Genomic DNA, 26,890 nt, shown 5'->3' with positions numbered 1-26,890 from the left:
AATAAATTTGTGTTGCTTGAATCAGGACTACCGATTCATTCTTCTATAAATGACGTACAGGACGATTGCCAAAATCAGCCCAAAGCCCAAAATCGGCTGTTCTCGAAAAATCAAATGAAAAAAGAATATGGAGTGGAAACCATGAATCCCCACCACAAGAAAATTTGCCAAATTCATAATATTTCCGCTTCTTTCTAGTATACTTACAGTATGTATTCTTATTTTATCCTAAAACGGGTAATGAGGAGGAAAAAATGAATATTGATTGGTCGATGATTTTTAATATCGTAGTCGTGATCAACGCCATCCTGGCAATCTTCACCGTGTTCAGGGAGAAACGAGATATCGCGGCAATCTGGGCCTGGCTGCTGGTGCTGGTATTTTTACCGCTGGTAGGCTTCATTGCTTATGCCTTCCTTGGCCGAAAGCTGCCCAAGAACAGATTATTCAAATTACATAAACACGTGCAGATGCAGCTGGATGAGCGGCTGAATGAGCAACGCAACCAGTTGGGACACGATGATAAGACACCAGCCGATGAAGTTGTTAACAGTGCCCGAACCGCTGTGGATATGTTCATGACAACGGATCATGCTTTTTTGTCTCGGCAAAACAAAGTGCGCATCTTCACAGGTGGAAACGCCCTTTTTCATAAGATTATCGGCGATATCGAAGCTGCCAAGAAAAGCATCCATATCGAATTTTACACTTTTTACAACGATAAGATTGGAAATGAGATTTTAAATCTGCTTGTGCAAAAAGCTCGTGAAGGCGTTGAAGTCCGAGTGATCTATGATTCATGGGGTTCAATGGGAACTACCAGAAAGTTTTTCCAACCGCTTGTTGACGCCGGCGGTAAGGCCTTTCCATTCTTGAACACCCGATCAATTCTGTTGGATTTCCGTATCAACTTTCGTGACCATAGAAAGATTATTGTGATTGACGGAATCATCGGCTACACCGGTGGTTTTAATATTGGCGATCAGTATCTTGGCCGCAAGAAGAAGTTTGGCAACTGGCGCGATACCCACATCCGGATTATTGGTTCAGGGGTGTTCGGACTCCAAGCCCGATTCATCCTTGATTGGAACGCCACCAGTCCACGTGATCAGATCGACGAAGATCAGGTTGAGGCCAAGTACTTCCCAGTTACCACGACCAAAGGAAACGTCAATATGCAGATTGTTTCCAGTGGCCCGGATTCAGATTTACAGCAGATTAAAATGGGCTATATTAAATTAATCACTATGGCAAAAAAGTATTGCTGGATTCAATCACCTTATCTGATTCCTGATGATAGTGTTATGGATGCCCTGCGGATTGCTGCCATGTCCGGCGTTGACGTTCGCATTATGGTACCAAGTATGCCCGATCACCCGTTTGTCTATCGGGCAACCCAGTATTATGCCCGTCAATTGGCTGAAGAAGGCGTCAAAATTTACTATTACAATAATGGCTTCATGCATGCCAAAACCATGGTCATTGACGACAAGATCGCTTCAGTTGGTTCGGCCAATTTGGATTACCGGAGCTTTAAGCTGAATTTCGAAATCAACTCGTTTATTTATGATCAAAAATTCTCCGCTGACATGCGCGATATTTTCTTAAATGACATCGATGTCAGTGAGCTCCAGACACCGGAGATGTTTGAAAAGCAGTCGCTCTGGTTGAAGTTTAAGCAAACCTTCAGCCGACTGCTGTCGCCAATTTTGTAATGATTAGAGGAATCGAAAATGATATTGGAACGCAATAACTTTATGAATCTCAAACAGGTAATGAAGGATCTCGAAAAGTCTCCTTTGAAGGGCCCAGTCAAAAATTTGAAGGACCTTGCTGAGGTTTATCAACTCCGTCATGCCGGAGTTAATGAAATTGGCACCAAGCTTGAAAACCTGGATGATGAATACTCAATGAACTACGATCATAACCCAATTCACCACATGGAAGAACGCATGAAAAGCGTCCGTAGTTTGGTAGGGAAAGTGTTGAAGAAACGGATTCCGATGAACACCAAATCGATTGATAATGAAATCAAAGATATTGGTGGGATCAGGGTGATTACCAATTATATTGATGATGTTTATCGGGTTGAAGAGGCCCTGGTTCAACAGTCCGATGTCACCTTACTGAAGCGCAAGGATTACATTAAAGACCCCAAGCCCAGTGGCTATCGCAGCCTCCATCTGGTCGTTTCCGTGCCGGTGTTCCAGTCCAACGGGGTTTTCGATGTACCGGTGGAAGTTCAGCTTCGAACAGTCGGGATGGATATGTGGGCCAGCTTGGAACATAAGCTCAGATATAAGACAAACGTTCCTAAGAAAAAAGTTGATCAGCACGCTGATAATTTGAAGGATTATGCTGCTGAACTCTATGATATCGAAACCAGAATGCAGGAAATTTTCCGTGATCTTCAAGGCTGATTTGGGGTCGGATTGTTTGTGTATTTCGCTAATACATCATATAATAATAGTGAAAGGTGAATGAACTAATCACCTGCAAGACAGACGAGGGACATCCGAAAATAATGTAGGTGCTAAGCCAGCGTGCTTAGATCCGAGTAGTCTGTCAGTTCAACCCTGCAGAAGATATTTAACGAGAAAGAATACCGACCATGTATTGGTCAATGATTGGTTCTAATGCCTTTCAAATGTTCATGTACCAGATAAGGATCTCATCACCTAGAGGGTGGTGGGATCCTTTTTTATGTCCGATAAATTTCTAAAGGGCCTTTTGGTTGCTATGCAGTTTGAGAACCCTTACACTTTTATTAAATCAATTGCGGACTCACGAGAACTTTTTCCTTATAACTTATGACTTATAAAATAGGAGCGATAGAAATGAAAGCATTTGGATACGATCATAACGGTGCTGCCGATGTCTTTGAAGAATATGATGTGCCAACTCCAGAAATTTCTGATGATCAAGTTTTAATTAATACCAGAGCGTTTAATCTCAACAACTTTGAAAAATCCATGCGGGTTGGTGAATGGAAGCAGGCGACTCATCGGGTAATTCCGGGCCGTGATGTTGCCGGAACAGTTGCCAAGCTTGGTGCCAACGTTACTGGATTCAAGGTTGGCGACCGGGTTGTGGCTCATGGCCATGGTTCCTACGCCGAATATGCATATGCGTTGGCAAGTCGAACGGTGATCATTCCAGATGAAGTTTCCTTCGCTGAAGCAGCGGGGATTGTGACGCCCGGAATTACAGCCTATCAAGCGGTGTACTTCTTTGGTCAGGTTAAGTCTGGTCAAACGGTCGTGGTCAGGGGAGCCTCTGGTGGGGTCGGATCATTGGCTGCTCAATTGGCCTTGAATATAGGGGCAACGGTTATTGGTATCGGCTCGAGTAAAAATGAGGCCTACGTCAAATCGCTGGGTGTTCAGGAATACGTCGCTTACAACAAGCAGGATCCTGCGCTGGTTCTTGCCAATCGCGCCGATGTCGTGATTAACTCTGCTTTAAATGGGGCTGACAGCGACAGTGATGCCCGAATTGTGAAAGAAAATGGCATCATCACCACGGTTGGTGGGGATGAGCCATTATCCAACAAGCCGTTTCAGTTCAAGCCAATTATTGCAACCAAGGCCATTTCGGATGCTGAAGCGTTGACTGCCTTATTGAAATTAATGGCGGAGAAAAAGCTCTCAATTCGAATTGGCTATCAACTACCATTTACTTTGGCAGGCGTTATTCAGGGACATGAATTATTAAGTAAGAAGCATGACGGCCGAATCATTGTGACTAATGAAGTGACTGATTAATTGATTAATAAATAAGGAACTTCCAACTGTGTCTCTTGCACATGGAAGTTCCTTATTTTTGTCATGAATTATTTATTTTGAAAATCTTTACTGTATTCATCGACTGCCTTGATTGCGGCAAAGACATCTTCTGGTGTGATGTCAGTTGGCATACAATCCATGGTGTCGTTATCATCACAGGCTTGGATGGCCACCTTCATCAGGTCTTCATCGGAAGCTGAACCCAGGTGAAGATCAGCCAAAGTGGTTGGCAGCCCCAACTTGAGATCGAATTTCAAGAACTTTTCAAACCGGGCGTGGTCACTGTTATCCAAAATGAGTTCAACCAAAGTTCCATAAGCAACTTTTTCGCCATGCGTCAGGTGATGAACATCACCGGTCAATGCAGTGAAGCCGTTGTGAATGGCGTGGGCGGCTGCCAAACCGCCACTCTCGAAGCCTAAGCCACTTAATAGGGTATTGGCTTCAACAACCCGTTCCAGTGCTGGTGTGGCAACATGGGCCTTGTTGGCAGCAATCGCCAAGTCGGCATATTCAAACAGGTTGTCTTCGCAAGCTTGACCAATTGAACCGGCCACGATCGTTTGCTTGGCGCCCAACATGTTGTCGGCGTTGGCTGCCCGAACATCGGTGGCTTCAACGTTGGTTGCCAACGCATCGGCAATCCCAGAAATCAGTAAGTGAACGGGACCGCCTGAAATAACTTTGGTATCCAGAAGGACAATTTCAGGATTCTTCTTGTAGAAGCGATAGTGATCAAAAGCACCATCGTCAGTGTAAATAACCGATAATCGTGAACATGGAGCATCGGTTGATGCAATGGTTGGGGCAACCATGACGGCAATGTCGAGGTTGTCGGCAATTGCCTTTGCGGAATCAGCGGCTTTACCACCGCCAAGGCCAATGATGATCTGGTCCTGGTCGGACTCGCCGATTGCCGTTACTCGGTTAATTTCTGATTCGGACGCTTCACCTTCGAATTGAGCAACGGTAACGTCAAAACCGTTATTTTTCAGATATTCGATAAAATCATTTCCAACAATTTTTAAAACAGTGGGATCGGAAAGCAGGAGCACCTTGGTACCATATTTTTCAATGTACGGTGCACTATTGAATAACTCACCGGGGCCTTGAATGTAGGTGTTGGGACTTGCAAATAATTCTTTCATATTGAAACCTCCCGAGTTTATTTGTGATTTTGTTCACAGGATCATTTTAATTGATTTTGAGCCTGAGGTAAACGATTTGAATGCACGAAAAAACCGCAATCAGGGATATCTGATTGCGGTTGGGATACTTATTTACTCAAATCATATTTCATATTGATGATGTAAACCAGTACAGCACCAATTGTCATGGTTACAAATTCACCGATACCAGTGGTCAAGTATGCACCCCAGAAGGTTGGCCAAAAGGCACTGCTTCCGAGATAAGCAATTTCACCAGCAACGATAAACATGTAAAAGGTTCCGATCAAAACGGATGCAACCAGCTTCAATGGCAGTGATTTGATGAAGCGGCTGACAATATTGATTGTTAACAGCGCAATCAGCGTTTCACCAGTTCCCACGACCATGTCCAGAGGTCCAAGCGATGACATCATGTTCGAAACAAAACATCCAAGCGTGATCGCCACAACGTAGCGCTTATTAAAGACAGCAAGGTTATTCAAGCCTTCTGAAAAGCGGAACTGAACTGGGCCAAAAGCCAAGGGTGCAAAGACCATCGTGATAACGATGTAGAGTGCAGCTACAACAGCAGCTTTCGTGAGGTCACGAACGTTACTGATGCCAAACAAATTAGTCTTAGAATTCATAACAAATTCCTTCCTTGTTAAATATTCAGTTGTTAGACAACCTTTATAGGTTACCGCTTTTAGGTGCTGAGGTCAAAACGGGTTGGTGGGCAGACCTTGAAGGTGGTTTTACTTTGTTGTTGATGTTAGTTTGTTTGGTGGAGTTTCTTTTGCCGAAACGTGCTTCGACGACCCTGCCCCCTACTGTGTAAGCCAGAAATTTCAACGATGAACAAGGACCGCTCATCCTTAAAATTTCTGGCTTACACTCCGGGGGCAACCCGGGTCTCGTCGCACTCTAATTGTTTAAAATCCACAGGAAAATCACAAACACTACCGCCAAAGCGTACATCATGGCACTGACTTCTTTTCCACGACGAGCGGCAATCATTGTGATTGGGTAAGTGATGAAGCCAAGGGCGATACCATCCGCAATACTGTAAGTTAATGGCATACCGACAAGCGTAATGAATGCAGGGGCTGCAATTTCGAATTGTTCCCAATGAACATTTTTAAGTGCCTGAGCCATCAGGATACCAACGATGATCAAAGCTGGTGCGGTTACTTGACTGGTAATAACAGTCAGAAGTGGTGAGAAGAAGGTTCCCAAGATGAAGAGGATTCCGACGATAATGGCGGTAAATCCAGTTCGGCCACCGACAGCGATCCCGGCTGATGACTCAACGAAGGCACCCATTGGTGAAGTTCCCAGAACTGAACCAACCAGCATGGTTGAAGAATCAGCGATCAATGCATGACCGATTCGAGGAATCTTGTTATTCTTGATGAATCCTGCTTGTTCAGCCAATCCAACCAACGTACCAGCGGTATCAAAGAAGGTTACCAGCAGGAACGTCAGGACAACAACAATTAATTGAACAGAATTGATATCGCCAACGTGTGACAGAGCAACACCAAAGGTTGGCTTCAAGCTTGGAATTGATGAAACCCATTGGTGAGGGAGTGGAATTAATCCAGTGGACATACCCAGGATGGCGTTTAAAACCATTCCAATGAAGATGGCACCAGGAACTCGCATACTCATCAAGACAACGGTAATTAACAGACCGAAGATCGTAAGCCAAGTTGTTCCAACGTGAAGGGAACCCAAGCTGACAAGGGTATCTTTGTTAGCTTGAACTAATCCACCGTCACTTAACCCAATAAAGGCAATGAACAGCCCGATACCACCACCGATTGCGGCTTTTAAATCAGCTGGAATAGAATCGATGATCTTTTCACGGAGCTTCAATGCGGTCAAAATCATAAAGATCACTGATGCAACGAAGACGCCGGCCAAAGCAGTCTGCCATGAAACCTTCATACCGATAACAACGGAATAGGCAAAGAAGGCGTTGATTCCCAAACTGGCCGAAATGGCAATTGGGTAGTTGGCAATAAAGCCCATCATGAAACAGCCAAATGCAGAAGCGAGGGCAGTCGCAGTGAAGACGGCACCCTTATCCATCCCGCTTACTCCAAGCACATTGGGGTTAACAAACAGGATGTAAACCATTGAAACGAACGTCGTAATTCCAGCGATGATTTCCGTACGAAAATTCGTATGGCGCTCATCGAACTCGAAATACTTGGCAATTGAATTTAACATATAATAGCTCCCTCTATAGTTCGGATATAATTTAAAAATTACATATTAATTCTAGCATTATCCGCAAATAGGTTCAATAAACGAATTAAATTAAGTTAAAACCAGAAATTGTTTATTATTAGGCCACTTTATTTATGGAAGTGGTTACATTACGAATGAAAAGAAAAGCCTCAGTGATTTCTGCCACTGAGGTTGATAAAATATTATTTCGTAAGATTATAGTCTAAATGCGTTATCGATGGTGTTGTATTCTTGATCCGACAGCGCCACATTCATGGCCTTGGCGTTACTGCGGACCTGTTCAGGTGTTTTGGCGCCGGGGATGACCACGCTGATATCTGGATTCTTGATGTACCACGCCAGAACAATCTGAGCAATTGTTGCGTCGTGGTTGTCGGCGATTGGCTGCAAGTTCTTGACCGATTCCGTAATTGCATGGAAACGGCTGCCGGAAAAGTTGGGGTCGTCGCTTCGAAGATCATCTTCAGGAAAATCAACTGGACTTCCATCGTATTTACCTGTTAGGAGACCCGAAGCAAGTGGGAAGAATGGAACGAAGGATATGTTTTCTTTTTCGAGATAAGGGAATAATTCTTTTTCGGCATCACGGTGAACCAAGCTGTATTGGTCCTCGACGATGTCGACGTCATGATTCTTATTGGCTTCTTTGAGTTGATCCAGTGAGAAGTTGGAAACTCCAATCGCTTTAATCAATCCCTGTTTTTTGAGATCGACAAGTTTGGCAATTGCCTCATCTTTAGGTGTTTGATCATCAGGAAAGTGAATGTAAAAGATGTCGAGGTAATCTGTGCCAAGTCGTTTGAGACTGCTTTTAACAAATTTTTCCAAATCTGCGGGTTTATTGCTGATGGAAACTTTATCGCCATTAACAATCTGGGCGCCCTTGGTGGCAATCACGATTTTTGAGCGGTCATAGTCTTTGAGCACTTTGCCGATGAGTTCCTCGGATCGGCCAAACCCATAGGCAAAAGCAGTATCCAACATTGTGATACCACTGTCCAACGCAGCTCGAACCGAATCCATTCCAGCCTGCTCATCCAAATTTGGGAACAGGTTGTGACCACCGACGGCATTGGTTCCAAATCCAAGCGGTGTACTGACAACAGCTGACTTACCAATTTTGACATTTTCGGACATTTTTACGTCCTCCTTTGATTTTCCATAATTATTATGGTACACATTAATTATGGTACTTTATCCAAAAATATAAACCATTTAGATTAGGAAGCTGTCAATTGAAAAAACTACTGATCATTAATCAAAACAATCAAGTTGTACCGCCACTTACAAATTTGCTCAAGGCAAACGAAGACGTTGATGTGTCAATCTACTCAGGTGACTTGAAATCGGCCGAAGGGTACGCCAAATTCCTGCCAGACACCAACCTGCTGTTTATAGCAGTCGGGCCTAATGATGCCGATCTTTATTTAGAATCTTTATTTGAAGCGGTCGATGAGGTGCAGCCGCCAATCAGCGATATTGTCATGCTCTCATATGCGGGAGTCGATGATGAATTGGACGGTCCGGTAGAATATGCCGGGGTCAAAGACAAGCAAGAATTTATAAAACAGCAAAGATATGCCATAAAGATTGTTGATGAATCTGAAATCTCCTATTCTATAATTAGGATGAGTCAATTAAAAGATGACCAAGCTTCCGATTATCGATTATTTAATGAAGGAAGCAAAATGCCGGTTGGAACTGTTTCACCAAATGCAGTTGCCAAGTTGGCATATGACATGTTGATTGAACAAAAGTTAATCAATCATTCAGTTGGCATTATTGATCAATAAACAATGGGGGCGATAAGATGGCTATCAAGCTGGAACCGGAACAAATTCAACAACTAAAAGATCAACTGGCGGAAGCAAACCGCAATTCTCATTTTGTCATTATTTCCGCAGTTTCAAAAAAAGAGCACAGTGGCGTTAATATGGTCACTGATTGGCACAACTTTCTTAATATGAAGGAAAACAACGGGGAAAATTTTGACTTTCATGTTATTCGAGACATCCTGCCGATTACGACCAACCTGGTCTATTGGGCGGTTGCCCAGCAAAATCTGCACACGATCACGACCCAAGGCGATCAAGACGATCAGGCGGTTGATGATTTGGAGTTTTATACCAATAAAGTGATGGAAGAAAATAAGGTTAGAGCCTAACAATAGTAGACATGAAAAAGGGAGCAACCAATTTGGCTGCTCCCTTCGTTGTTCTTATACAAACTGAATTCCACCATCCACAATGATGGTTTGACCGGTAATGTAGTCGGATTTTGGATCTGCTAAGAATGATACCAGGTTGGCAACATCGGCTGGGGTTTCACCACGGCCTAATGCGATACTGTCAATGTTCTTTTGAAGGGTTACACCTAGCGGAACATCGTAGATCTTAGCCATTTCCGCATCAATTTGGTCCCACATCTTTGTGAGCACGATGCCTGGTGCGTAACTGTTAACGGTAATCTTATCTTTGGCTAATTCTTGAGCAGCTACTTGAGTTAACCCACGAACCGCGAATTTCGTTGCGGAGTATGGGCCAAGCAACTCGAATCCTTGGTGGCCGGCAATTGAAGAGGCACTGATGATTTTTCCACCGGTTCCTTGTTTCTTGAATTGGTCGGCTGCAGCTTGGATTCCAAATAAGACACCTTTAATATTGACGCCCATAATTTGATCAAAATCTTTTTCTTCAACGTCAAGAATCGTGCCGATTTTAGCAATTCCAGCGTTATTGACTAAGACATCAAGTTTGCCAAAGTCCGCAACGACTTGGTCGACAAGTCCGAAGACACTATCTTTTTTTGAAACATCAACATAGTAGCCTTTGGAGTCATTGCCAATTTCTTCAGCAACTTTTTTGGCATTTTCTTCATTCATGTCGGCTACGGCAACGGTAAAGCCATCGTTGACTAATTGACGGGCAATTCCTTCACCAATCCCCTGACCAGATCCGGTAACAATTGCAATTTTTGCCATAATTGTATCCCCCTATGGAATAGATAGTTCGAAAAATTCACAAATAAATGTTTTGGAATGGTTACTATGTGTAAACGGTGCCAATACTGTTGTGACAACGGTTCTATGTGATTATATTTAATCACTTTTTGTAAGTGAATTCAAACATTGTGAATTTTTGTTTGGGGGTTGGGATCGTTATTTACTATTAAGTAAGACAAAAAATCCATCGATGAACAAGTTGCGTTCATTGATAGATTTTCTGTCTTACACTTTGGGGACTAAGAGGTTTACTTTTGGAGTTTTACTTATATGTAGCCGAAACGTGTTCCTGCAGCCCCAACGACCGTGTGAAACACGTCTAGCCTACTTGGAACCCCTTCCTTATACACCGGGGTTAACCGGGCTTTGTCACACTCTGGTGCACTAATTTTATTATCTGGTATTGGCTGCTTCTCAAACACGCTCCGACGGCCGGCTGGAAGCCTGCCTAGCCTACTTGGCGACAGCCCAGACCCCTGCTACATAACTAAAAAAATTTAGTGATGAGCAAAAAACGCTCACCACCAAATTTTTTCAGTTATGCTCCGGGGTCTAAGAAGTTCACTTTTGGAGTTTTACTTATATGTAGCCGAAACGTGTTCCTGCAGCCCCAACGACCGTGTGAAACACGTCTAGCCTACTTGGAACCCCTTCCTTATACACCGGGGTTAACCGGGCTTTGTCACACTCTGGTGCACTAATTTTATTATCTGGTATTGGCTGCTTCTCAAACACGCTCCGACGGCCGGCTGGAAGCCTGCCTAGCCTACTTGGCGACAGCCCAGACCCCTGCTACATAACTAAAAAAATTTAGTGATGAGCAAAAAACGCTCACCACCAAATTTTTTCAGTTATGCTCCGGGGTCTAAGAAGTTCACTTTTGGAGTTTTACTTATATGTAGCCGAAATGTGTTCCGACGACCCTGACCCCTACTGTGTAAGACAAAAAAACTATCGATGAACAAAAAGCGTCCATCAATAGTTTTTCTGTCTTACAGTATTTGCTTTGTAGATCTACTTATATATAGCCGAAACGTGCTTCGCAAGCCAGCTTCCTCCGCTTAATCCGATAACGAGTTCCGATGCTAAGTGCGCATCAAAACTCGTTATCAAATTAATGCTCAGAAGCTAATCGGCTTGCTGCGCACTCTTGTTTTATGTACACCCAGTTTTCGCTGGGCGTTATTAGGAGTAGGGCCTATCAGTATCTGAACTTGAAAGACATATTGGGGGTAGATCGTAAATTCTTGCTTCCGATACTTAATCGTGGAATGCACTGGTAGGCTCCATAACAAGATCAATGCAAGCATAAAGCTTTCATTTAGGTCAAATAGATGGATGTAAAGTACATCCAACCCTTATAATAGACTCTTTTTTTTAATGTTCAATGATAATGCTTTTGAATTTCGCAATGCAGTCTATTGACCGTGCCAATCCCTTTCTCATAGCCGATTCGGGGCTGGTTTGGATTCCTAGATGCCTCTCAATCTTCCCCAAACATTAGGAATATACTATGTTAAAATTAAAGTAATTTTAAAGAGGTGAGAGCAGTGACACTACAATTTGTCCTCGGGAAAAGTGGACTTGATCATCAGGAAAAAATGGTCGCAATCCTTCAAAAGCAAAAATCAGATCATCCGGATGACCAATTTTTTTATTTGGTGCCAAACCATATTAAATTCGAATCAGAAGTCAGTATTTTAAAACAATTAGTCGATCCCGGTGAATCAACGACCGCTCAAAGTGAGGTCCAGGTTTTGTCGTTCACACGACTCGCCTGGTTCTTCTTACGGAACACACCTGAATACCAAAAGCAGCGGATCACCACTGCCGGCATTAATATGCTGCTGTATCAAATTATTGTTGATAACCAGGAAAAACTTATTTTGTTTGACCACGAAATTCATAATCCCGGCTTTATTGGTCAGATTGCGACTCAGATTGCCGAAATGCAGGCAGGAAACGTTCTGCCCGAAGACCTGCTTGAGATGTTGGAAAGTTCAGACAGCACAATTACCAATGATTTACGCGACAAATTGCATGACTTTGCCATTATTTATTCTCAATATGTGAAGCAGATTTCGGACAAATATTTTGATAGCCATACCGTTCTCAACCTTTTGAGCAGTAAGTTTGCCGATATTGATTTAACCGGTTATCACTTCTATATTTCCGGGTTCTCCAAATTCACTGCTCAGGAATTTGGATTGGTTCAGACCCTTATTAATCAGGCCGCCTCGGTGACGGTCTCTTTGACGTTGGATCGGCCATACCCGACTGAACTGCCCCAACAGCCCAACCTTTTCTTTCAATCAGCCAAGCTGTTCAATCAGCTGTATCGCTTTGCCGCCGACAATCAGGTGCCTTATTTGAAATCAGTAATGGCCGACAAGCCGCGGGTTGGTGGCGACATGCAAAAGCTTGAACAGTACTGGATTGCTTCCAGCAGTCTGGGAACCCCTCAAGTTAATAGTCAACTATCATCCGATTCAGTTCAGATTTATCAAGCAGACAACCTTTACTCCGAGCTCGATCAGGTTGCCACGATGATTCACCAAATGGTTGCCAGCGGGAAATATCGATATGCCGACTTTCTCATTTTGACCAGGCACTTGGATGCTTATCAAAATATTTTGGATCCCGTATTAAACACCCAGCAAATTCCATTCTTTAAGGATATTCAAAAATCGATGGCCGACCATCCATTGGTTGAATTATTAAGTGCCGTATTTGATATTTATGATCCAAACCGCACCCGTAATTATCGATATGACGATGTGATGCGCTTTTTGAAATCCGAACTAGTTCTGCCGATGATCGACGGCAAGCCGATGGCGGTTGATGATTATCGCCGAGCAGTGGCTTTGACTGACAATCTTGTGTTGAAAAATGATTATGCCGACAGCCGTTGGACTCAAAAAGAAGACTGGCAGTATGTTTGGCTGCCTGATGACGATGAAGGCGAGGCATCGACTAAAATTACCGATCAGGACCGGGAGATTTCTCGGCAAATCAACCTTATTCGGCATCTTGTCAGGGACTTGTTGCCAAGCTTTTACAAGAAATTTTATAAAGCCAAAACCAACCAGGAAGCCGCTAGCATTCTCTATCAATTTTTAGCTGATGCCGGTGTGATTGATCGACTTCAGAGTTGGCGTGACGACGCAACCGCCGCCGGAGACATGAATCGGTCCAATCAAATTGAACAGGTCTGGCGGACATTTTGCTCATTACTTGATGAGTGTGTCCAGATTCTGGGTGACAAGCCATTCGTTCCAGACGACTTTTGGTCACTGATTTACGCCGGATTCCAAGGAGCTGATTATTCCCAGATTCCATCAACATTGGATCAGGTCAGCGTTTCTGAAAGCGGCATGGTTCAGATGGATGATCGCAAGGTCACTTTCATGATTGGTTCAAACGACGACAATATGCCGGATCGGCTCATTAACCAGAACCTCTTTGGGGATGACGATATCAGCCAGCTGCAAAGCAATCTCGGTGACGATCAGTATTTGAATGATCCCGCAGAAGTTCAGATGGCCTTTGAGCCGTATTTGAATTATTTAGCCTTCATGACGGCTTCCGACAAGCTGATTTTTACTTATACCAATAAATTAAACGACGAATCAGCTGTGAAACTTTCACCATATGTTTCACGGATTCAACGATTCTTTAACCTCAAAGTGGTTAATAATCCGGCAATTCCGGATTCCGAACATGATGTGATGCCATATGTCGGGACAAAGCCGGGCACCCTGCATCACCTGATTCAGGGTGCTCAAAATTCTTTTAAGGACAACCATGATCTCAGTTCGGATTGGGCAGAAATACTGCAGTTTTTGGGGCATGATCCGGATGTTGGCAGGCAGACAGTCAAGCTCTTGAAGAGCATTCATTACACCAATGTTCCCAAGAAACTGGACGACCAGATTGTCACTGATTTATACGGATCCGAACTGAACATTTCAATTTCTCAACTGGAAACCTTCTATAAGAATCCGTATGAATATTTCTTAAAATATGGTTTGAAACTGCAAGAACGGCCGAAGTTTGAATTATCGACTGCATCTACCGGAACTTTCTATCATGACGCGATGGACCATATTGTGAAGCAGATTCACGCGCAATCCATTGATTTAACGACGCTGACCGATGAAGATATTCAAGAACTGGTTAATGAAACTGTTGAGAAGCTGATTCAGGATCCCCAAAACTTTGACTACGTTGTCTTAACCAGTTCCAACCGAATGCACTACATCTCCATGCAGCTGCAGGCGACCGTTCAGCAGATGGTCCGGGCTCTAAGGGACCAACAGAATCTCACACCGATGCGGCCGAAAAATACCGAGTTGATCTTTGGCCAGCCAAATCAAAAGCAGGCACTTAAAGGCTTGCAGTTTGAACTCCCCGGTGATCGTTCAGTCAAAGTCCGTGGCCGAATTGACCGGATTGATTCAATGACTACCAAAGATAAACGCTACTTTGGGATTGTCGACTACAAGTCATCCGACCGGAAATTTGATTTCAACGCAGCCTATGATGGCACGTCGATGCAGCTGCTGACTTATTTGGACGTGCTCAAAAACAACCTCAAGCAGCTTAACCCTGATGACAAGGAAGTCGCACTTGCAGGGGCCCTTTATCTGCATATTTATAATGCAGTGTTCAAGCCTGACGAAATTCAGAACAAGTCATTTGATGCGGCACTGTTAAAGAAACACCAGTATAACGGGATCTTAGTCGATGATGACGACCTGATTGGCAATTTGGAAAACGATTTAGAGAGTGGCTATTCACAAATTTATCCATTCAGAAAAACTGCCAAAGGCTTCACGGGCGCCAAGTCGTTGATTAACCCATTGGAGTTGAATGCATTTCTTGATCACACCGAGAAACTAATCGTTGATGCGGCTTCGAAGATTTTTAATGGTGACGTTAAGCTTTGGCCATATAAGCAGGGCCAAACCACGGGGATGCAGTTCACCCCGTACAAATCAATCATGAACTTCGACCCAATTCTTTCGGAGAACCAATACCGGCTTGTGGATAACGAATCTGTCAAAGAAATCTTGAAAAAGTTAGGGGAGGAACAGTCCGATGGCATTTAACTACACACCTGATCAGCAAAAGGCAATCAAAGACCGGCCTGAAGGCAATGTCCTGGTATCCGCCTCGGCTGGTTCAGGAAAGACTCGGGTCTTGGTTGACCGAATTATTGATATGGTCAAAAACCAACATATTGATGTTGACCAGCTGCTGGTCGTAACCTTTACCAACGCTGCTGCCAAAGAAATGCGGCAACGATTACAGGTTGCCCTGCGAGAAGAATTCAATAACGCTCCGGAAGGAGAAAAGAGTCGACTTCTGACCCAAATTCAAAAAGTTGCCGTTTCTGATATCACAACCATGGATGCCTACTGTCAAAAATTAGTTGGCCGTTACTACTATCTATTAGGGATTGACCCCAACTTTCGAATTCTGGCGGACGACACGGAAAAGCAGTTATTGAAGGATCAAGTTTGGGACACTGTTCGTGAAGACCTTTATGGCAATGATGAAGATGGGTCGTTTGCCCGCCTGACCGAGAACTTTTCCAGTGACCGTAGCGATGATGGCTTGGCTGATTTGATTTATCGGCTGGATGAATTCGCAAATGTTACCGATGATCCTGAAGGCTGGCTGGATGATGCGACAGCATTCTATGACCTTGGGGGTAAAAGCCTGTTCGAAAGCGACTTTTATCGAACCAATATTGCTCCAAAGATCGATGAAGTGTTTGCCCGAATCGAGCTCAATCATGAGTACATGATCAAATTGGCTCAAAGTGGCTTATTGGATAAAGATGAAAAGGCATTCGGCGATCAGCTAAAGGCCATTACCAGCCTTCAAGAAACCATCGCAAAACTTTCGTCATTTGATGCAATTCGTGAAGCACTGCTGGGGTTTGAATTTATCAAATTACCGTCACTTTCAAAGCCGCAGGGCGACCAGAAATTTTATCATGAACAAATTAAAGAAATTAACAATCAGAACAAAGACGATTGGAAAGCTTTTTATGCGCAGTATTTCAGTCTTGATGAACAAGCCAACGTTGATTTGATGGCCGCTTCTAAAAAGCGGGTTGCCAAATTAATTTCGGCCGTTCGCGACTTTCGATCGGCGTACGCCGCAACCAAGCATCAGCGCCACTTGATGGAATTTATCGATATTGAGCAGGCAGCCTACCAGATATTGAACAGTGACAGTGAACAGGCACGACAGGTTCAAGCCAAACTGCGGGATCAATACTATGAAATTATGACTGATGAATATCAGGATAATAACCGCCTTCAAGATGCCATTTTGAATAAATTGGCCAAGGATGGCGGCGGTAATCGCTTCATGGTGGGGGATGCCAAGCAGTCGATTTATCGATTCCGGCTGGCAGATCCGCAGATGTTTATTAATAAACAAAATACTTATGCTTTAGCAGATAACCATAATGAGTTAATCACCCTGGCAGATAATTTCCGTTCGGCGGAAAACGTCGATAACTTCATTAACCTGATCTTTGAACAGATTATGGACCGGCAGGTGGGTGAGATTGACTATTCAGAAGCTAAGCTGCAGTTCGGTGCCAAGTATTATCCGGATGACCTTAAAGCCGATGTTGAAGTCATGCTGTACAGTGCCAAAAAGCCACTGACAGAAGGACCTGAGCTTCCTGACGAACAGCAGATGGACGCCGATCAGGGCCAAGTGGAAATGATTGCCCAAAAGATTCGTCAAATTATGGATAACCATGAACAAGTAGCGGATGGCGACTCTTATCGGCCGGTGGATTATGGCGACTTCGCCGTCATTTCACCAACCAGAAACAGTCAATTAACCATGTCGCAAGTATTCAAAGAATACGGGATTCCGGCTGAAATTACCGGGGCCAAGAGTTATTTGAAGACAACCGAAATCCAGGTCATGCTGTCGTTACTCTCGATTATTGATAATCCCTATCAGGATATTCCACTGGTTGCCGTCTTAAGATCACCAATCGTTGGCCTTGATGAAAATCAGTTAGCTTATCTGCGGATCAATCAAAAGACTGGAAATTACTATGAATCAGTTCTGAAATTCTATCGTGAGTACCCGAATTCGGAACCCAATGAATACGCACAGGCCATCTATCCTTTGATTGACACTTTCTTTAAACAATTGGATCATTTTAAGAATGTGGCCCAGCAGGATGGCTTGGTTGCTTTGATTTGGGAAATTTATCAGCAGACCGGATTCTTGGACTATGTCGGCGGAATGCCCGGTGGCTATCAGCGTCAGACCAACCTGCACGCCCTTTATGAACGGGCTGCTGATTACGAGAAGAACGGCTTTAAGGGATTATTCCGATTTGTTCTGTTTATTGAACGGATGCAGGCCAGAGATGATGATTTGGCGACCGCAGTTCCGAATACTTCGGATAATATGGTTCATGTCATGACCATTCATGGAAGCAAGGGACTGCAATTTCCAATCGTCTTTTTGAATGATATCGGCAAACAGTTCAACCCCCAAGATACCCGTGGTCGGGCAGTGTTAAACGATCATCTGGGTGTCGGCATTTCATACTTGGATACTGAAACCAGAGAAATTCAAGAGCCTTTGCAGCGCCAAGCAGTTGTCGATGTGACTAAGAATGCCGGCCTTTCAGAGGAAATGCGAAAACTATATGTTGCCCTGACCCGTGCCGAACAGCGATTGTTCTTAGTAGGTAAAGTGAATCCGGCAAAGGGCGATAAAGGCGATACTTTAGACGTTCAGTCGGTTGTCAGTGCCTGGCAGTCAAAGACCGATGAGTCCGATTTATTGATCCCCATGGCTGAACGAAATTCGGCCAACAAGTATTTGGACTGGATTGGACCGGCAATTTCCAGACATCCGGACGTGATTAAGACGTATGGCGACAGTCAAATTGTCAATCAGCTTCAGGATGATCAAAGTCATTTTACGTTGACCTTTTACGATAATGCCAAGGTCATTCAAGGCAAAATGCAGACTGGTAATGTCGCTGTCGAACCCAATGAGTGGGTTGAGCGACAGGATCAGACGGAATCCGGGTCAGAACCGGACCGACAGCGAATTGCCGATATTATGAACTTTGACTATCCCCATCAGGCAGCTACTCAAACCACTGCTTATCAGTCAGTTTCTGAAATCAAACGGTTATTTGATGACCCCGACAATGTCCAGTTGGGCAATAATGCTCGAATTGACAGCAGCCAAATGATTAAACCGGGTCGATACACCCAGCCCAGTCTGGCAACCCCAAAGTTTATTTCTGAAAATGGCACTAAAAAGCCTGCGCCAACCGAAATCGGGACCGCAACGCATTTGGTCCTGCAGCAAGTTGACCTTCATCAGCAGCCAACTGAGAAAAATGTGTCAGAATTGATTGCCAACCTTGTTAAGGCGGGCATTTTACAAGAAAATGTTGCTCAGTCAATTAATGTTGACGGGATTCTTCGATTCTATGCCAGTGACGTTGGCCAGGATGTGTTGGCCAATCCCGACACGACTTATCGGGAAGTTCCTTTCTCTCTGTTGATGAAAGCCAATCAAGCCTTCAAAGACTTTGACGAGGATGACGATCAACGGATCTTGATTCACGGAATTATTGATGGTTATGTTGAGACTTCCGACGGGGTTGTTCTGTTTGATTACAAGACCGACCGGTTAACACCTAAAACCACGATTGACACGATTCGTGAACGGTATGAGGGTCAACTGCGCTTGTATGGCCGAGCTTTGGAAAAGATTCTTGGAAAACCTGTTTCAAAGAAGTACTTATATCTGTTATCATCAGATCAATTAGTTCCCGTACAGTAGCTCCACATTTTGATTAGACAGGAGATCTTTCAATGGTAAAATTTAATACATTATTGGTCCGCGGCGGCAGACCTGACGACAACTCAACCGGTGCGGTGAACGTGCCAATCTACAATTCCTCAACCTTTAGATATCCCAAGTTGGGTTCGGATGTTAAATGGGACTATGAACGTTCAGGCAACCCAACTCGTGACGCGGTCGAAGAAGTCTGTGCCGAGTTGGAAAACGGTGACCGTGGATTCGCTTTCTCAAGTGGGATGGCCGCCATTCATGCCGCTTTAGCGCTTTTTAAGCCCGGTGATCATATTATTATCGGTGACAACATTTATGGTGGAACTTTCCGCTTGGTTAACGATTTTTTGAAGCCACGGGGATTGGAATTCACCGAAGTCGACACCCAGAATGTGGATGCAGTCGCTGCAGCCTTTAAGCCAAATACCAAAGGGGTATACTTCGAGCCGGTTACTAATCCTCTGCTTAAGGTTTCGAGTGTTAAGCAAATTGCCAAAGTCGCGCATCAACATGATGCCTTGGTCGTCGTTGACAATACCTTCTTAACACCATATCTACAGAAGCCATTGGATTTAGGTGCTGATGTTGTCTTACATTCGGCGACTAAATATCTTGGTGGTCATTCCGACTTCACTGCCGGGATGATTGTCACCAAGACCAAGGAATTGAGTGATCGGGTGTATGCGGTTCAAAACACGATTGGTGCGGTTTTGGCACCCCAAGAAGCCAATTTGTTACGCCGGGGGATTCAGACCCTGAATCTTCGGATGGATCGGCATATTCAAAATGCGGAAAAGATTATTGCCTATCTTGAAAGTAATCCCAAAGTATCAAGAATTTACTACCCAACTGCGGATAAATCCAGCCAGGATTACAAGATTATCAATGATGAAGCCGAAGGTGCCGGTGGTGTCCTGTCCTTTGAAATTAAGGATGGCCTGGACGCTGCCAAGTTTGTCAACAGCCTTCAACTGATCATATTAGCCGTTAGTTTAGGGGCTGCCGAAAGTTTGGTAGAGGTGCCGGCATTCATGTCACACTTTGAAATTCCCAAGCCAGAGCGGCTTAAAATGGGCATTAAGGATGAATTAATTCGATTGTCGGTTGGCTTGGAAGACGCGGATGACTTGATTGCCGATTTGGATCAGGCATTTGATAAAATCTAGTTTTTGATCCTGGTAATATGAAGCAATCAACTGGTGGGGAAGGCGAGGTGTGATAAGAGTGGATGAAATACATTTCAAAAAAATCATTGAATTGGTTTGTTTCTGGTTCCTGCTCGTTGCCATGGGCCTTGCCATCTATTTTTTAATAGCGTTGGGCTCGATTTTATCTACTTTGTAATTGCCTTTGTACTATCGCAGTTGACTAAAGTGAATCATGTTTTAAACAATAAAATATATGCTTATTTGAGTCAGGTTAAAAAGGGAAAGTAGCCCGATCAGGAACGGCAGATGTTCGTGCTAGTGAATGAATTTTGAAAAAAATGGTTGAAAACAAAACTTAACGTTTTGTCTTCAACCATTTTTAATATTGATTTTTAATTTAGGCTAATCAAATTTACCAAAATAATTCCCATCACCAAAACAACTCCGGCGAGTCCAACCGAGAACTTCGTAAACCATTTTCCGTTCACTTTATCGAGAATGAAAAATGTGATTCCCAGACATACAACGCCGATGACGTACATGATAATCAGTGCGGTCTTTACGTCAGCATCGTCTTGTGCCATTCATATCACCTCATTGATCATATTGTACCCCTTTTTATCAGGTTACCCAATAACTAGTTGGTAGGCATAACGAGGGGATGCTTCGCCGTCTGCTTCGGCCATATAAATGGTGCCGCGTTTCGTAAAGCCGTTGGTGGTGATGACGTGCTGCATGCCCGCGTTGTCGGGATGGGTGTCAATGCGAATGTCTTTGTATCCCAAAACGCCGGAAATGGTAATCAGGCCACTGACCATTTTATCGGATAAGTGCTGGCCGCGAAATTCAGATGACATGGCGATCCGGTGAATGGCGGTATAACGGCCATGAACGCCGTTAACCCACTCACCGTCGTGGATGTTCAGGTAATTGACATCCAGCCCTTGGTGAAGGGCAGCAGTCCCGGCAATTTTGCCGTCAACGATCAGCACGTAGGTAATACCGTTATTCACATCGGTTTCCAAATCTTCATACGCTGGATAACCGTTTTGCCACTGGTCGATACCCTGTTTTTTAAGAAACGCTTTTGCTTCATCGATAATTGTTTTAATTTCTGAAAGATCTTCGTTAGTTGCTTGTCGTAAATATGTTGCTGACATTGTCAATCACGTCCCTGTTCAAATTTCTAATTCAATTGATTAGATCAAAATAACACGAGAGTGAATTATAGAGCATTATGATTTGCCATGCAATACATAGAAGATAAAAAAATATTCTTTCTCATTTTACAACGCAAAAACCCGGTACCGGAGCTACTCCGCGTCAAGTAGACAATTAAATAATTAAAACTGTTATGCAGTTTCATCAACGGCATGATTCCGGTATTCTACTGGGGTCATGCCGTTGAGTGTTTCTTGTCGTCGTTTATTGTTGTACCAGTTAATACAATTTTGAATTGACGTGATCATCTCGATCTCAGATAACGGTTGTTCGAAGGCAAAAAACTCCGTTTTAATGTGACTCCAGAAGCTTTCCATTGGGCTATTATCCCCTGGAGTCCCTGGTCGAGACATACTATGAATGATGCCCATTCCAGACAATGCTGTGTTATAACGTTCGGAGGTATAGCTCGATCCTTGGTCGCTATGAATTAAGCCAGGCTTGACACCATGATTATTCTTAATGGCAGCTTTGAAAGTATCGGTGACCAGCACGGCGGTTTCTGTCGAGGCGACTTTCCAAGAAACAATGCTGTGGTCATACAAATCTTTGATGGCACTCAGACGAAGCTTTGCTGTTCCGTTAATGCCATAGGGCAATTCACTGCAGTCGGTCACCCAAACTTCGTTCGGGTGACTTGGATGGAAATCATGACCAGCATCCGCAGTGAGGAGTTTATTGGCCAAAACAAACTCTTTTTTCTCAGCTTTACGATCATGCTTGGCAACTCGAATAGAAGCTTTAATACCACCTCGACGCATGATATTACGAACTCGAGTGGGACCAACCTTATAAGGCGTTTCTTGATTAATGTAAGTAACCAAGCGATTAACGCCAAAAATGTAATGATTAGCTTCTTCCAATTGCTTGATGTACTTGTAAATCGCTTGGTTTTCCAGCTCATGAACCGTTGGTTCATGACCCAGCCATTTATAGTATGCTGCACGTGACACCTCCAAATATTGGCAGATGAAACTAATCCCATACTTCTGTTTCGTGTCTGGGTTTACTTTTTGGGAGAGTGTTTGAACGGCTTGATATTTTTCTTGTGTGCATCCATCCTTTCGATTTCCTGAAGTTTTTTTAGAATCGCTGCCTCTGTTGAAACATATTCCAGTCGTGCCTTCAGGCGCTTAATCTCCAAGTCTTTCTTTTCTAATTCGGAAAGATGACCATTATCTTCTTTAGCTTTTCCGCGACGATCAGCTAATCCATCTGCCCCATCCTTTTCATATTTTTTGACCCAACTGTAGACCTGACCATATGAAACATTAAAATGATTGGCTGCTTCGGTGTAATGCTTTTCGTGGGCAATCGTCCATTCCGCAATCTCAATTCGTTCAAGCTTGGTTGTTTTGCGACCTTCATTCAACGGTGTTCTCCTCCTAGTGGAATCTAATGATTTCCCACTAGTATATCGAGAAACCCCTGGTAGATAACCCCGATGTTGGAAACTTCGTATTTTCTTGCCAATTTGGGGTACGAAGTACCACCCGCAAGATACTCCTGAACTACCCCAAGTTTAAATTCTTTTGAATATTGCCGAATACCTGGTGCTCGTTTGAGACCATCAACTCCTTTAAACTGATACCTTTCTAACCACACTTTTACCTGGCCGTGCTTAACACCATATTGTCTTTCTATTTCGCGAGTTGTTGACCCAGCTTGAACTAAACCAATATAGAAGAGCTTTTCCTCTAAGGTGTATCGAATTCCTTTTCGGCCCATACAAAAACTCCTTCCTAAGTGAACAAGCTTTAATTATTTGCTTGTCTACTCAAGAAGGAGTATATCCACCACAATGATTGTGGCCACCGGGTTTCTTATTTAAATCTTCTTGTTAAACAACCAACTATCATTAAGGGTGATTCAAAGTAAACTACTTCTTATCTTCTTTTTCGTCACCCAAGGCGTCATTAACTTTTTCAGATGCTTTTTCTTTGACGTCTTCAACTTTATCTTTTGCCTTGCCGGATGTCTTTTGGGCCTTGCCCTTGAGCTTCAACTTCTCGTTTCCGGTTACATCACCAACAGCTTCTTTTGCCTTGCCGATTAATTCATCGGACTTGTTTTTCAGATTTCCCATAACATTCACATCCCTTCCTTATCTCTACCATAAGAATACAAGAAGTGTGCCTGAAGCACAAAAATAAAGCTTGGAAATTTCAAAAATTGTTAAAGACTTGTAAATTCCACGTTTGAAGCCCATGATTAGTGCTGGTTTATGATATCATAGTCTTAAGACTAGGGGGTGGTTTCGACATGAAGAAGGCCAATACATCGGCGAATGATTCCGATACCCGTTCGAAACAACAAAAATTATTTAATATGCTGGGATTAATGACTTCAAAAGTACTCGGTGAGAATACATACGCAAAAAGTTCGATTTATTCAGAGCGAATTGCAAGAGGACTGCGCTCGTTTTTACCCAAGCCATTGCTTCCAAGTATCTCGTTGGCAGAGTTTAAAATGTCAAAGGCAATCCAAATGGGGTATTTGGTTGCTGCAAAAGATCTCAAGGCTGTCACGATTGATCAATTTAATTACATGTCACTTTGGGCTACTGGGGACAATGACAGCTCCACCGTTGACCGTGCGGCTGGGATCCACTTTTCCGAATACTTGAGTCAAAGCGATACGCCTGATAAATTCGTGGTCGGATATAAAACGGCCGTCATTCAATTTGTCCGGGCAATTGCCGGAACTGGCGGCGTTGTTTTCCGAATCAACTCAGCCTTGCAGGAATTGGATTCCGATCAGCAAACCACTTTGGTTAATCAGTGGTTCAATCATGTCAATCAATATATGGACGGGGCTTCTCCGTTTGTAACCATCAATAACGAATCCAAGAAAGCATCCGCATCTGAGGAAACAACTTCGACCGGGGTTGCCAAGGAGATTAGCGACGGTTTTTTAAGTAATCAGCCGCTGGGTGATGCAAAACGGCCACTGCTTGAAAATTACTCATATAATGAAGACGATTTTACTGAAGAGCACGATTTACCCAAGATGATGACTGATGCCCTGGGCAAAGTATCTTTGACTGACGATATCAATATTTTTGTCAACAATACATTGGCAGGGATGCTGAACAGCTTGGCCTCATTGGGACTGTATGCGCTTATTTATAAGTGTTTTAATAAATCCAATCCTGACTTGGTCGGGGCACCCGTAACAGATTCCATTGATCGGGATACCGTGATTGCCAAGACTCAGGCGGCTATTCAAGATGTTGGTCGTTACTTTGATCTACCAAAATCTGGTGCTGATTTGGCAGAGAGGCTGGCTATCTTGGATTTAAGCAATGCCGGGAGTGCCAGAAATGCCAAGCATCAGAATTACCGATTACGCTACAGTCGCGTCTTGGATAAGGATCAACCGACTGTGAATGATCGGGGCGAAACGGTGAAGGTGAGCTATGGGATATTTGAAACAACTCACCAAATCCTGCAGAGTGTTTTCCTAATGCCACTAATGGTGCAATATACATTAACCAGAAATAGTCTGCTGGAGCACATTGCTGACGGCCGGTATGCGGCAACCCGCAATGTGTCCGAACCCAGCTTTGAACTAACAGCCAGTATTTCTGATTACGTCGATCAACTGGCTCGTTTTCAGATTGACCAGCTAATGGGTCTGGTACGTCGAGGTAAAAAGGATTACGATGGCTTGTCTCAAGCTGGATCTTTCAGCGCTTTCAGTCATTTGATGCGGGTTTATCCAGAGGTCAAATCAATCAACCCGAAGTACGCGGAGATGTCAAAAGCAACTAAGCATTTATATTATTGGCTTTACCAGTCCTCATTCAAAGATAGTCTGCCTGAAGACGAACGAGCCAAACTTTAATCGAAAATAAAAGGTCGCGGTCAAAACGTTCATGTTTTGACTGCGACCTATTTTTGTCTGTTTATAGTGATCTAATGGCGAGAGCGGAACCCATGCCGCCACCCATGCATAGTGCGGCAATGCCAAATTCTTGGTTGGTCCGTTTCAGGTTGTGAAGCAGGGTGGTCACAATTCGGGCACCGGAGTCACCGAGTGGATGACCCAAAGCGAGGGCGCCACCGTTAATATTGACGCAATCCATTGAAATCCCCAAATCACGAACAACAGCCACTGACTGGGATGCAAATGCTTCGTTGATTTCATACAGATCAATGTCATCAGTCGTCATTTTTAGATTTGAAACCAATTTATTAATCGCCAGGTAGGGGGCATATCCCATGACGCTGGGGTCGATTCCTGATTCGGCGTATCCCAGAATTTCTGCCATTGGCTTGAGACCCAGTTCATTGGCTCGATCTTCTGTCATCATCATAAGAGCGGAGGCGCCATCGTTTAGCGGGGCGCTGTTGCCGGCAGTCACAGTCCCATGATCCTTGAATGATGGTGAGAGTTTTGATAATTTTGTCATACTGGTATCGGTTCGGATCGATTCGTCCTTGTCGATGACAATTGGTGCTTTTGATCTCCGTTGGTTAATTTCAATTGGAACAATTTCTTCATTGAAGTAATGATGCTCGGTAGCGAAAGCCGCCCGTTGGTGGGATTGCAGGGCAAATTCATCCTGTTCCTGACGCGATACGTGATATTGATCAGCCACATTCTCGGCAGTCATACCCATCGGTTCATTGGTTTTTGAATCGGTCAGCCCATCTTTTTGTAAACCATCATATAATGTGACAGACCCGAACTTTGTCGATTTACGTTGGGACATGTTAAGGTAAGGAACATTCGACATGCTTTCGGTTCCACCGGCAATAATTGTCTGAGCTTCACCCAGCAGCAATGATGAGCGAGCCTGATGAATTGCCTGCAAGCCGGAGCCACATACTTGGTTGACAGTGAATGCAGTCTTGCTTTCCGGAATCAAACTGTTGAGTTCAATTTGGCGAGCGATGTTTTGACCGTTACCGGCCTGGATTGCGTTGCCAAAGATAACTTGATCCACTTCGCTTGGAGCGACTTTTGAAGCTTCAAGAAGTTCTTTTGCAACTTTTGAGCCAAGTTGTTCAGCAGTTAATGAAGACAACGCGCCATTTAATTTACCGATAGCAGATCGTTTTGCATCAATGATTACAATTTTTTTCAACTGATTACAGTTCCTTTCGATGAGATTTCATCTGCAAGTATACAAGGTTATCGACCGGTGTGGGGAGGATTTGAACCCACCATTAACAATCTTTAATCTTTCCGGTTGAAAAATAATTGAATGAATTTCGAATTAGTTGTTGACCTGAGTCGAAATAGCTGATAATATATTACTCGTTGCTTCAATGACATGAACACATATACCAATTACCAATTGAAAAGTTTTTATTGACTTGCGAGATTGGCTGTTATATAATTGTTATTGCTGTTAGAGGCAAGGGACATAAGGATTTGAATATGCGAACGATTTTCTTCGTTTCATGAAAAATGTTTGTGTTTCCATGTAGACCTTTGAAAACTGAACAAAATTTT

Annotated in this window: 19 protein-coding genes and 1 pseudogene; 9 read left to right on the top strand and 11 right to left on the bottom strand. The window is 43.6% G+C overall.

The window, feature by feature from the left end:
• Positions 1-254 precede the first annotated feature (254 nt).
• From cls to FD17_RS09610, 3 genes are all read left to right on the top strand, one after another.
• The gene (gene cls, locus FD17_RS09620) at positions 255-1,715 is read left to right on the top strand and encodes a cardiolipin synthase (RefSeq protein ID WP_057825977.1); all 1,461 of its coding nucleotides are present in this window, start codon (positions 255-257) and stop codon (positions 1,713-1,715) included.
• Positions 1,716-1,733: 18 nt separating this feature from the next.
• On the top strand, positions 1,734-2,420 hold the full coding sequence (locus FD17_RS09615) for a GTP pyrophosphokinase (RefSeq protein ID WP_057825976.1): 687 nt from the start codon (positions 1,734-1,736) through the stop codon (positions 2,418-2,420).
• A 417-nt stretch (positions 2,421-2,837) separates the two neighbouring features.
• Entirely contained in the window at positions 2,838-3,764 is a 927-nt protein-coding gene (locus tag FD17_RS09610) for an NADP-dependent oxidoreductase (protein WP_057825975.1), read from the top strand.
• Positions 3,765-3,832: 68 nt separating this feature from the next.
• Here FD17_RS09610 and FD17_RS09605 read toward each other — a convergent pair whose 3' ends face one another.
• From FD17_RS09605 to FD17_RS09590, 4 genes are all read right to left on the bottom strand, one after another.
• The gene (locus FD17_RS09605) at positions 3,833-4,933 is read right to left on the bottom strand and encodes a glycerol dehydrogenase (RefSeq protein ID WP_057825974.1); all 1,101 of its coding nucleotides are present in this window, start codon (positions 4,931-4,933) and stop codon (positions 3,833-3,835) included.
• 128 nt (positions 4,934-5,061) lie between these two features.
• Positions 5,062-5,580 carry a QueT transporter family protein gene (locus FD17_RS09600; RefSeq protein ID WP_057825973.1) on the bottom strand — a complete coding sequence of 173 codons (519 nt, stop codon included), beginning with the start codon at positions 5,578-5,580 and terminating at the stop codon, positions 5,062-5,064.
• A gap of 277 nt (positions 5,581-5,857) precedes the next feature.
• On the bottom strand, positions 5,858-7,168 hold the full coding sequence (locus FD17_RS09595; RefSeq protein WP_057825972.1) for an NCS2 family permease: 1,311 nt from the start codon (positions 7,166-7,168) through the stop codon (positions 5,858-5,860).
• Between the two features lie 216 nt (positions 7,169-7,384).
• Positions 7,385-8,326, bottom strand: a complete 942-nt coding sequence (locus FD17_RS09590; RefSeq protein WP_057825971.1) for an aldo/keto reductase — start codon at positions 8,324-8,326, stop codon at positions 7,385-7,387.
• Positions 8,327-8,424: 98 nt separating this feature from the next.
• Between FD17_RS09590 and FD17_RS09585 the strand changes: the two genes are divergently transcribed.
• On the top strand, positions 8,425-8,982 hold the full coding sequence (locus FD17_RS09585; RefSeq protein WP_057825970.1) for an NAD(P)H-binding protein: 558 nt from the start codon (positions 8,425-8,427) through the stop codon (positions 8,980-8,982).
• A gap of 17 nt (positions 8,983-8,999) precedes the next feature.
• On the top strand, positions 9,000-9,353 hold the full coding sequence (locus FD17_RS09580) for a hypothetical protein (RefSeq protein ID WP_057825969.1): 354 nt from the start codon (positions 9,000-9,002) through the stop codon (positions 9,351-9,353).
• A gap of 54 nt (positions 9,354-9,407) precedes the next feature.
• Here FD17_RS09580 and FD17_RS09575 read toward each other — a convergent pair whose 3' ends face one another.
• The gene (locus FD17_RS09575; RefSeq protein ID WP_057825968.1) at positions 9,408-10,169 is read right to left on the bottom strand and encodes an acetoin reductase; all 762 of its coding nucleotides are present in this window, start codon (positions 10,167-10,169) and stop codon (positions 9,408-9,410) included.
• 1,571 nt (positions 10,170-11,740) lie between these two features.
• Here FD17_RS09575 and FD17_RS09570 point away from each other — a divergent pair.
• From FD17_RS09570 to FD17_RS09560, 3 genes are read left to right on the top strand one after another with little or no spacing between them, the layout of a single operon-like run.
• Positions 11,741-15,301 (top strand): PD-(D/E)XK nuclease family protein, encoded by a 3,561-nt coding sequence (locus tag FD17_RS09570; RefSeq protein ID WP_057825967.1) that lies wholly within the window; start codon positions 11,741-11,743, stop codon positions 15,299-15,301.
• Positions 15,291-19,046 carry a helicase-exonuclease AddAB subunit AddA gene (gene addA / locus FD17_RS09565; protein WP_057825966.1) on the top strand — a complete coding sequence of 1,252 codons (3,756 nt, stop codon included), beginning with the start codon at positions 15,291-15,293 and terminating at the stop codon, positions 19,044-19,046. Before FD17_RS09570 ends, addA begins: the two co-directional genes overlap by 11 nt.
• A gap of 32 nt (positions 19,047-19,078) precedes the next feature.
• On the top strand, positions 19,079-20,224 hold the full coding sequence (locus tag FD17_RS09560; protein WP_057825965.1) for a trans-sulfuration enzyme family protein: 1,146 nt from the start codon (positions 19,079-19,081) through the stop codon (positions 20,222-20,224).
• A gap of 374 nt (positions 20,225-20,598) precedes the next feature.
• Here FD17_RS09560 and FD17_RS09555 read toward each other — a convergent pair whose 3' ends face one another.
• From FD17_RS09555 to FD17_RS09535, 5 genes and pseudogenes are all read right to left on the bottom strand, one after another.
• Positions 20,599-20,790 carry a hypothetical protein gene (locus tag FD17_RS09555; protein ID WP_057825964.1) on the bottom strand — a complete coding sequence of 64 codons (192 nt, stop codon included), beginning with the start codon at positions 20,788-20,790 and terminating at the stop codon, positions 20,599-20,601.
• 42 nt (positions 20,791-20,832) lie between these two features.
• Entirely contained in the window at positions 20,833-21,366 is a 534-nt protein-coding gene (locus FD17_RS09550) for a GNAT family N-acetyltransferase (protein WP_057825963.1), read from the bottom strand.
• 192 nt (positions 21,367-21,558) lie between these two features.
• Positions 21,559-22,539: an IS3 family transposase gene (locus FD17_RS09545; protein ID WP_156653618.1), complete on the bottom strand. Its 981-nt coding sequence runs from the start codon at positions 22,537-22,539 to the stop codon at positions 21,559-21,561.
• Positions 22,434-23,155: pseudogene (locus FD17_RS13550) on the bottom strand (helix-turn-helix domain-containing protein). The gene FD17_RS09545 and the pseudogene FD17_RS13550 overlap by 106 nt, the downstream one beginning before the upstream one ends.
• Positions 23,156-23,306: 151 nt before the next feature.
• The gene (locus FD17_RS09535; protein WP_057825961.1) at positions 23,307-23,513 is read right to left on the bottom strand and encodes a CsbD family protein; all 207 of its coding nucleotides are present in this window, start codon (positions 23,511-23,513) and stop codon (positions 23,307-23,309) included.
• Between the two features lie 176 nt (positions 23,514-23,689).
• Between FD17_RS09535 and FD17_RS09530 the strand changes: the two genes are divergently transcribed.
• Positions 23,690-25,273, top strand: coding sequence for a hypothetical protein (locus FD17_RS09530; protein WP_057825960.1), 1,584 nt, complete (start codon positions 23,690-23,692; stop codon positions 25,271-25,273).
• 61 nt (positions 25,274-25,334) lie between these two features.
• Here the strand turns inward: FD17_RS09530 and FD17_RS09525 are convergent, their stop codons facing one another.
• Complete coding sequence (locus FD17_RS09525; protein WP_057825959.1) at positions 25,335-26,519, bottom strand: thiolase family protein; 1,185 nt, start codon at positions 26,517-26,519, stop codon at positions 25,335-25,337.
• Positions 26,520-26,890 lie beyond the last annotated feature (371 nt).

It is taken from the genome of Lentilactobacillus sunkii DSM 19904 (genome assembly GCF_001435575.1).
GTDB classification, from domain to species: Bacteria; Bacillota; Bacilli; order Lactobacillales; family Lactobacillaceae; genus Lentilactobacillus; species Lentilactobacillus sunkii.
Note: the sequence above shows the minus strand (reverse complement) of the source record. Positions and strands in the feature narration are given on the sequence as shown.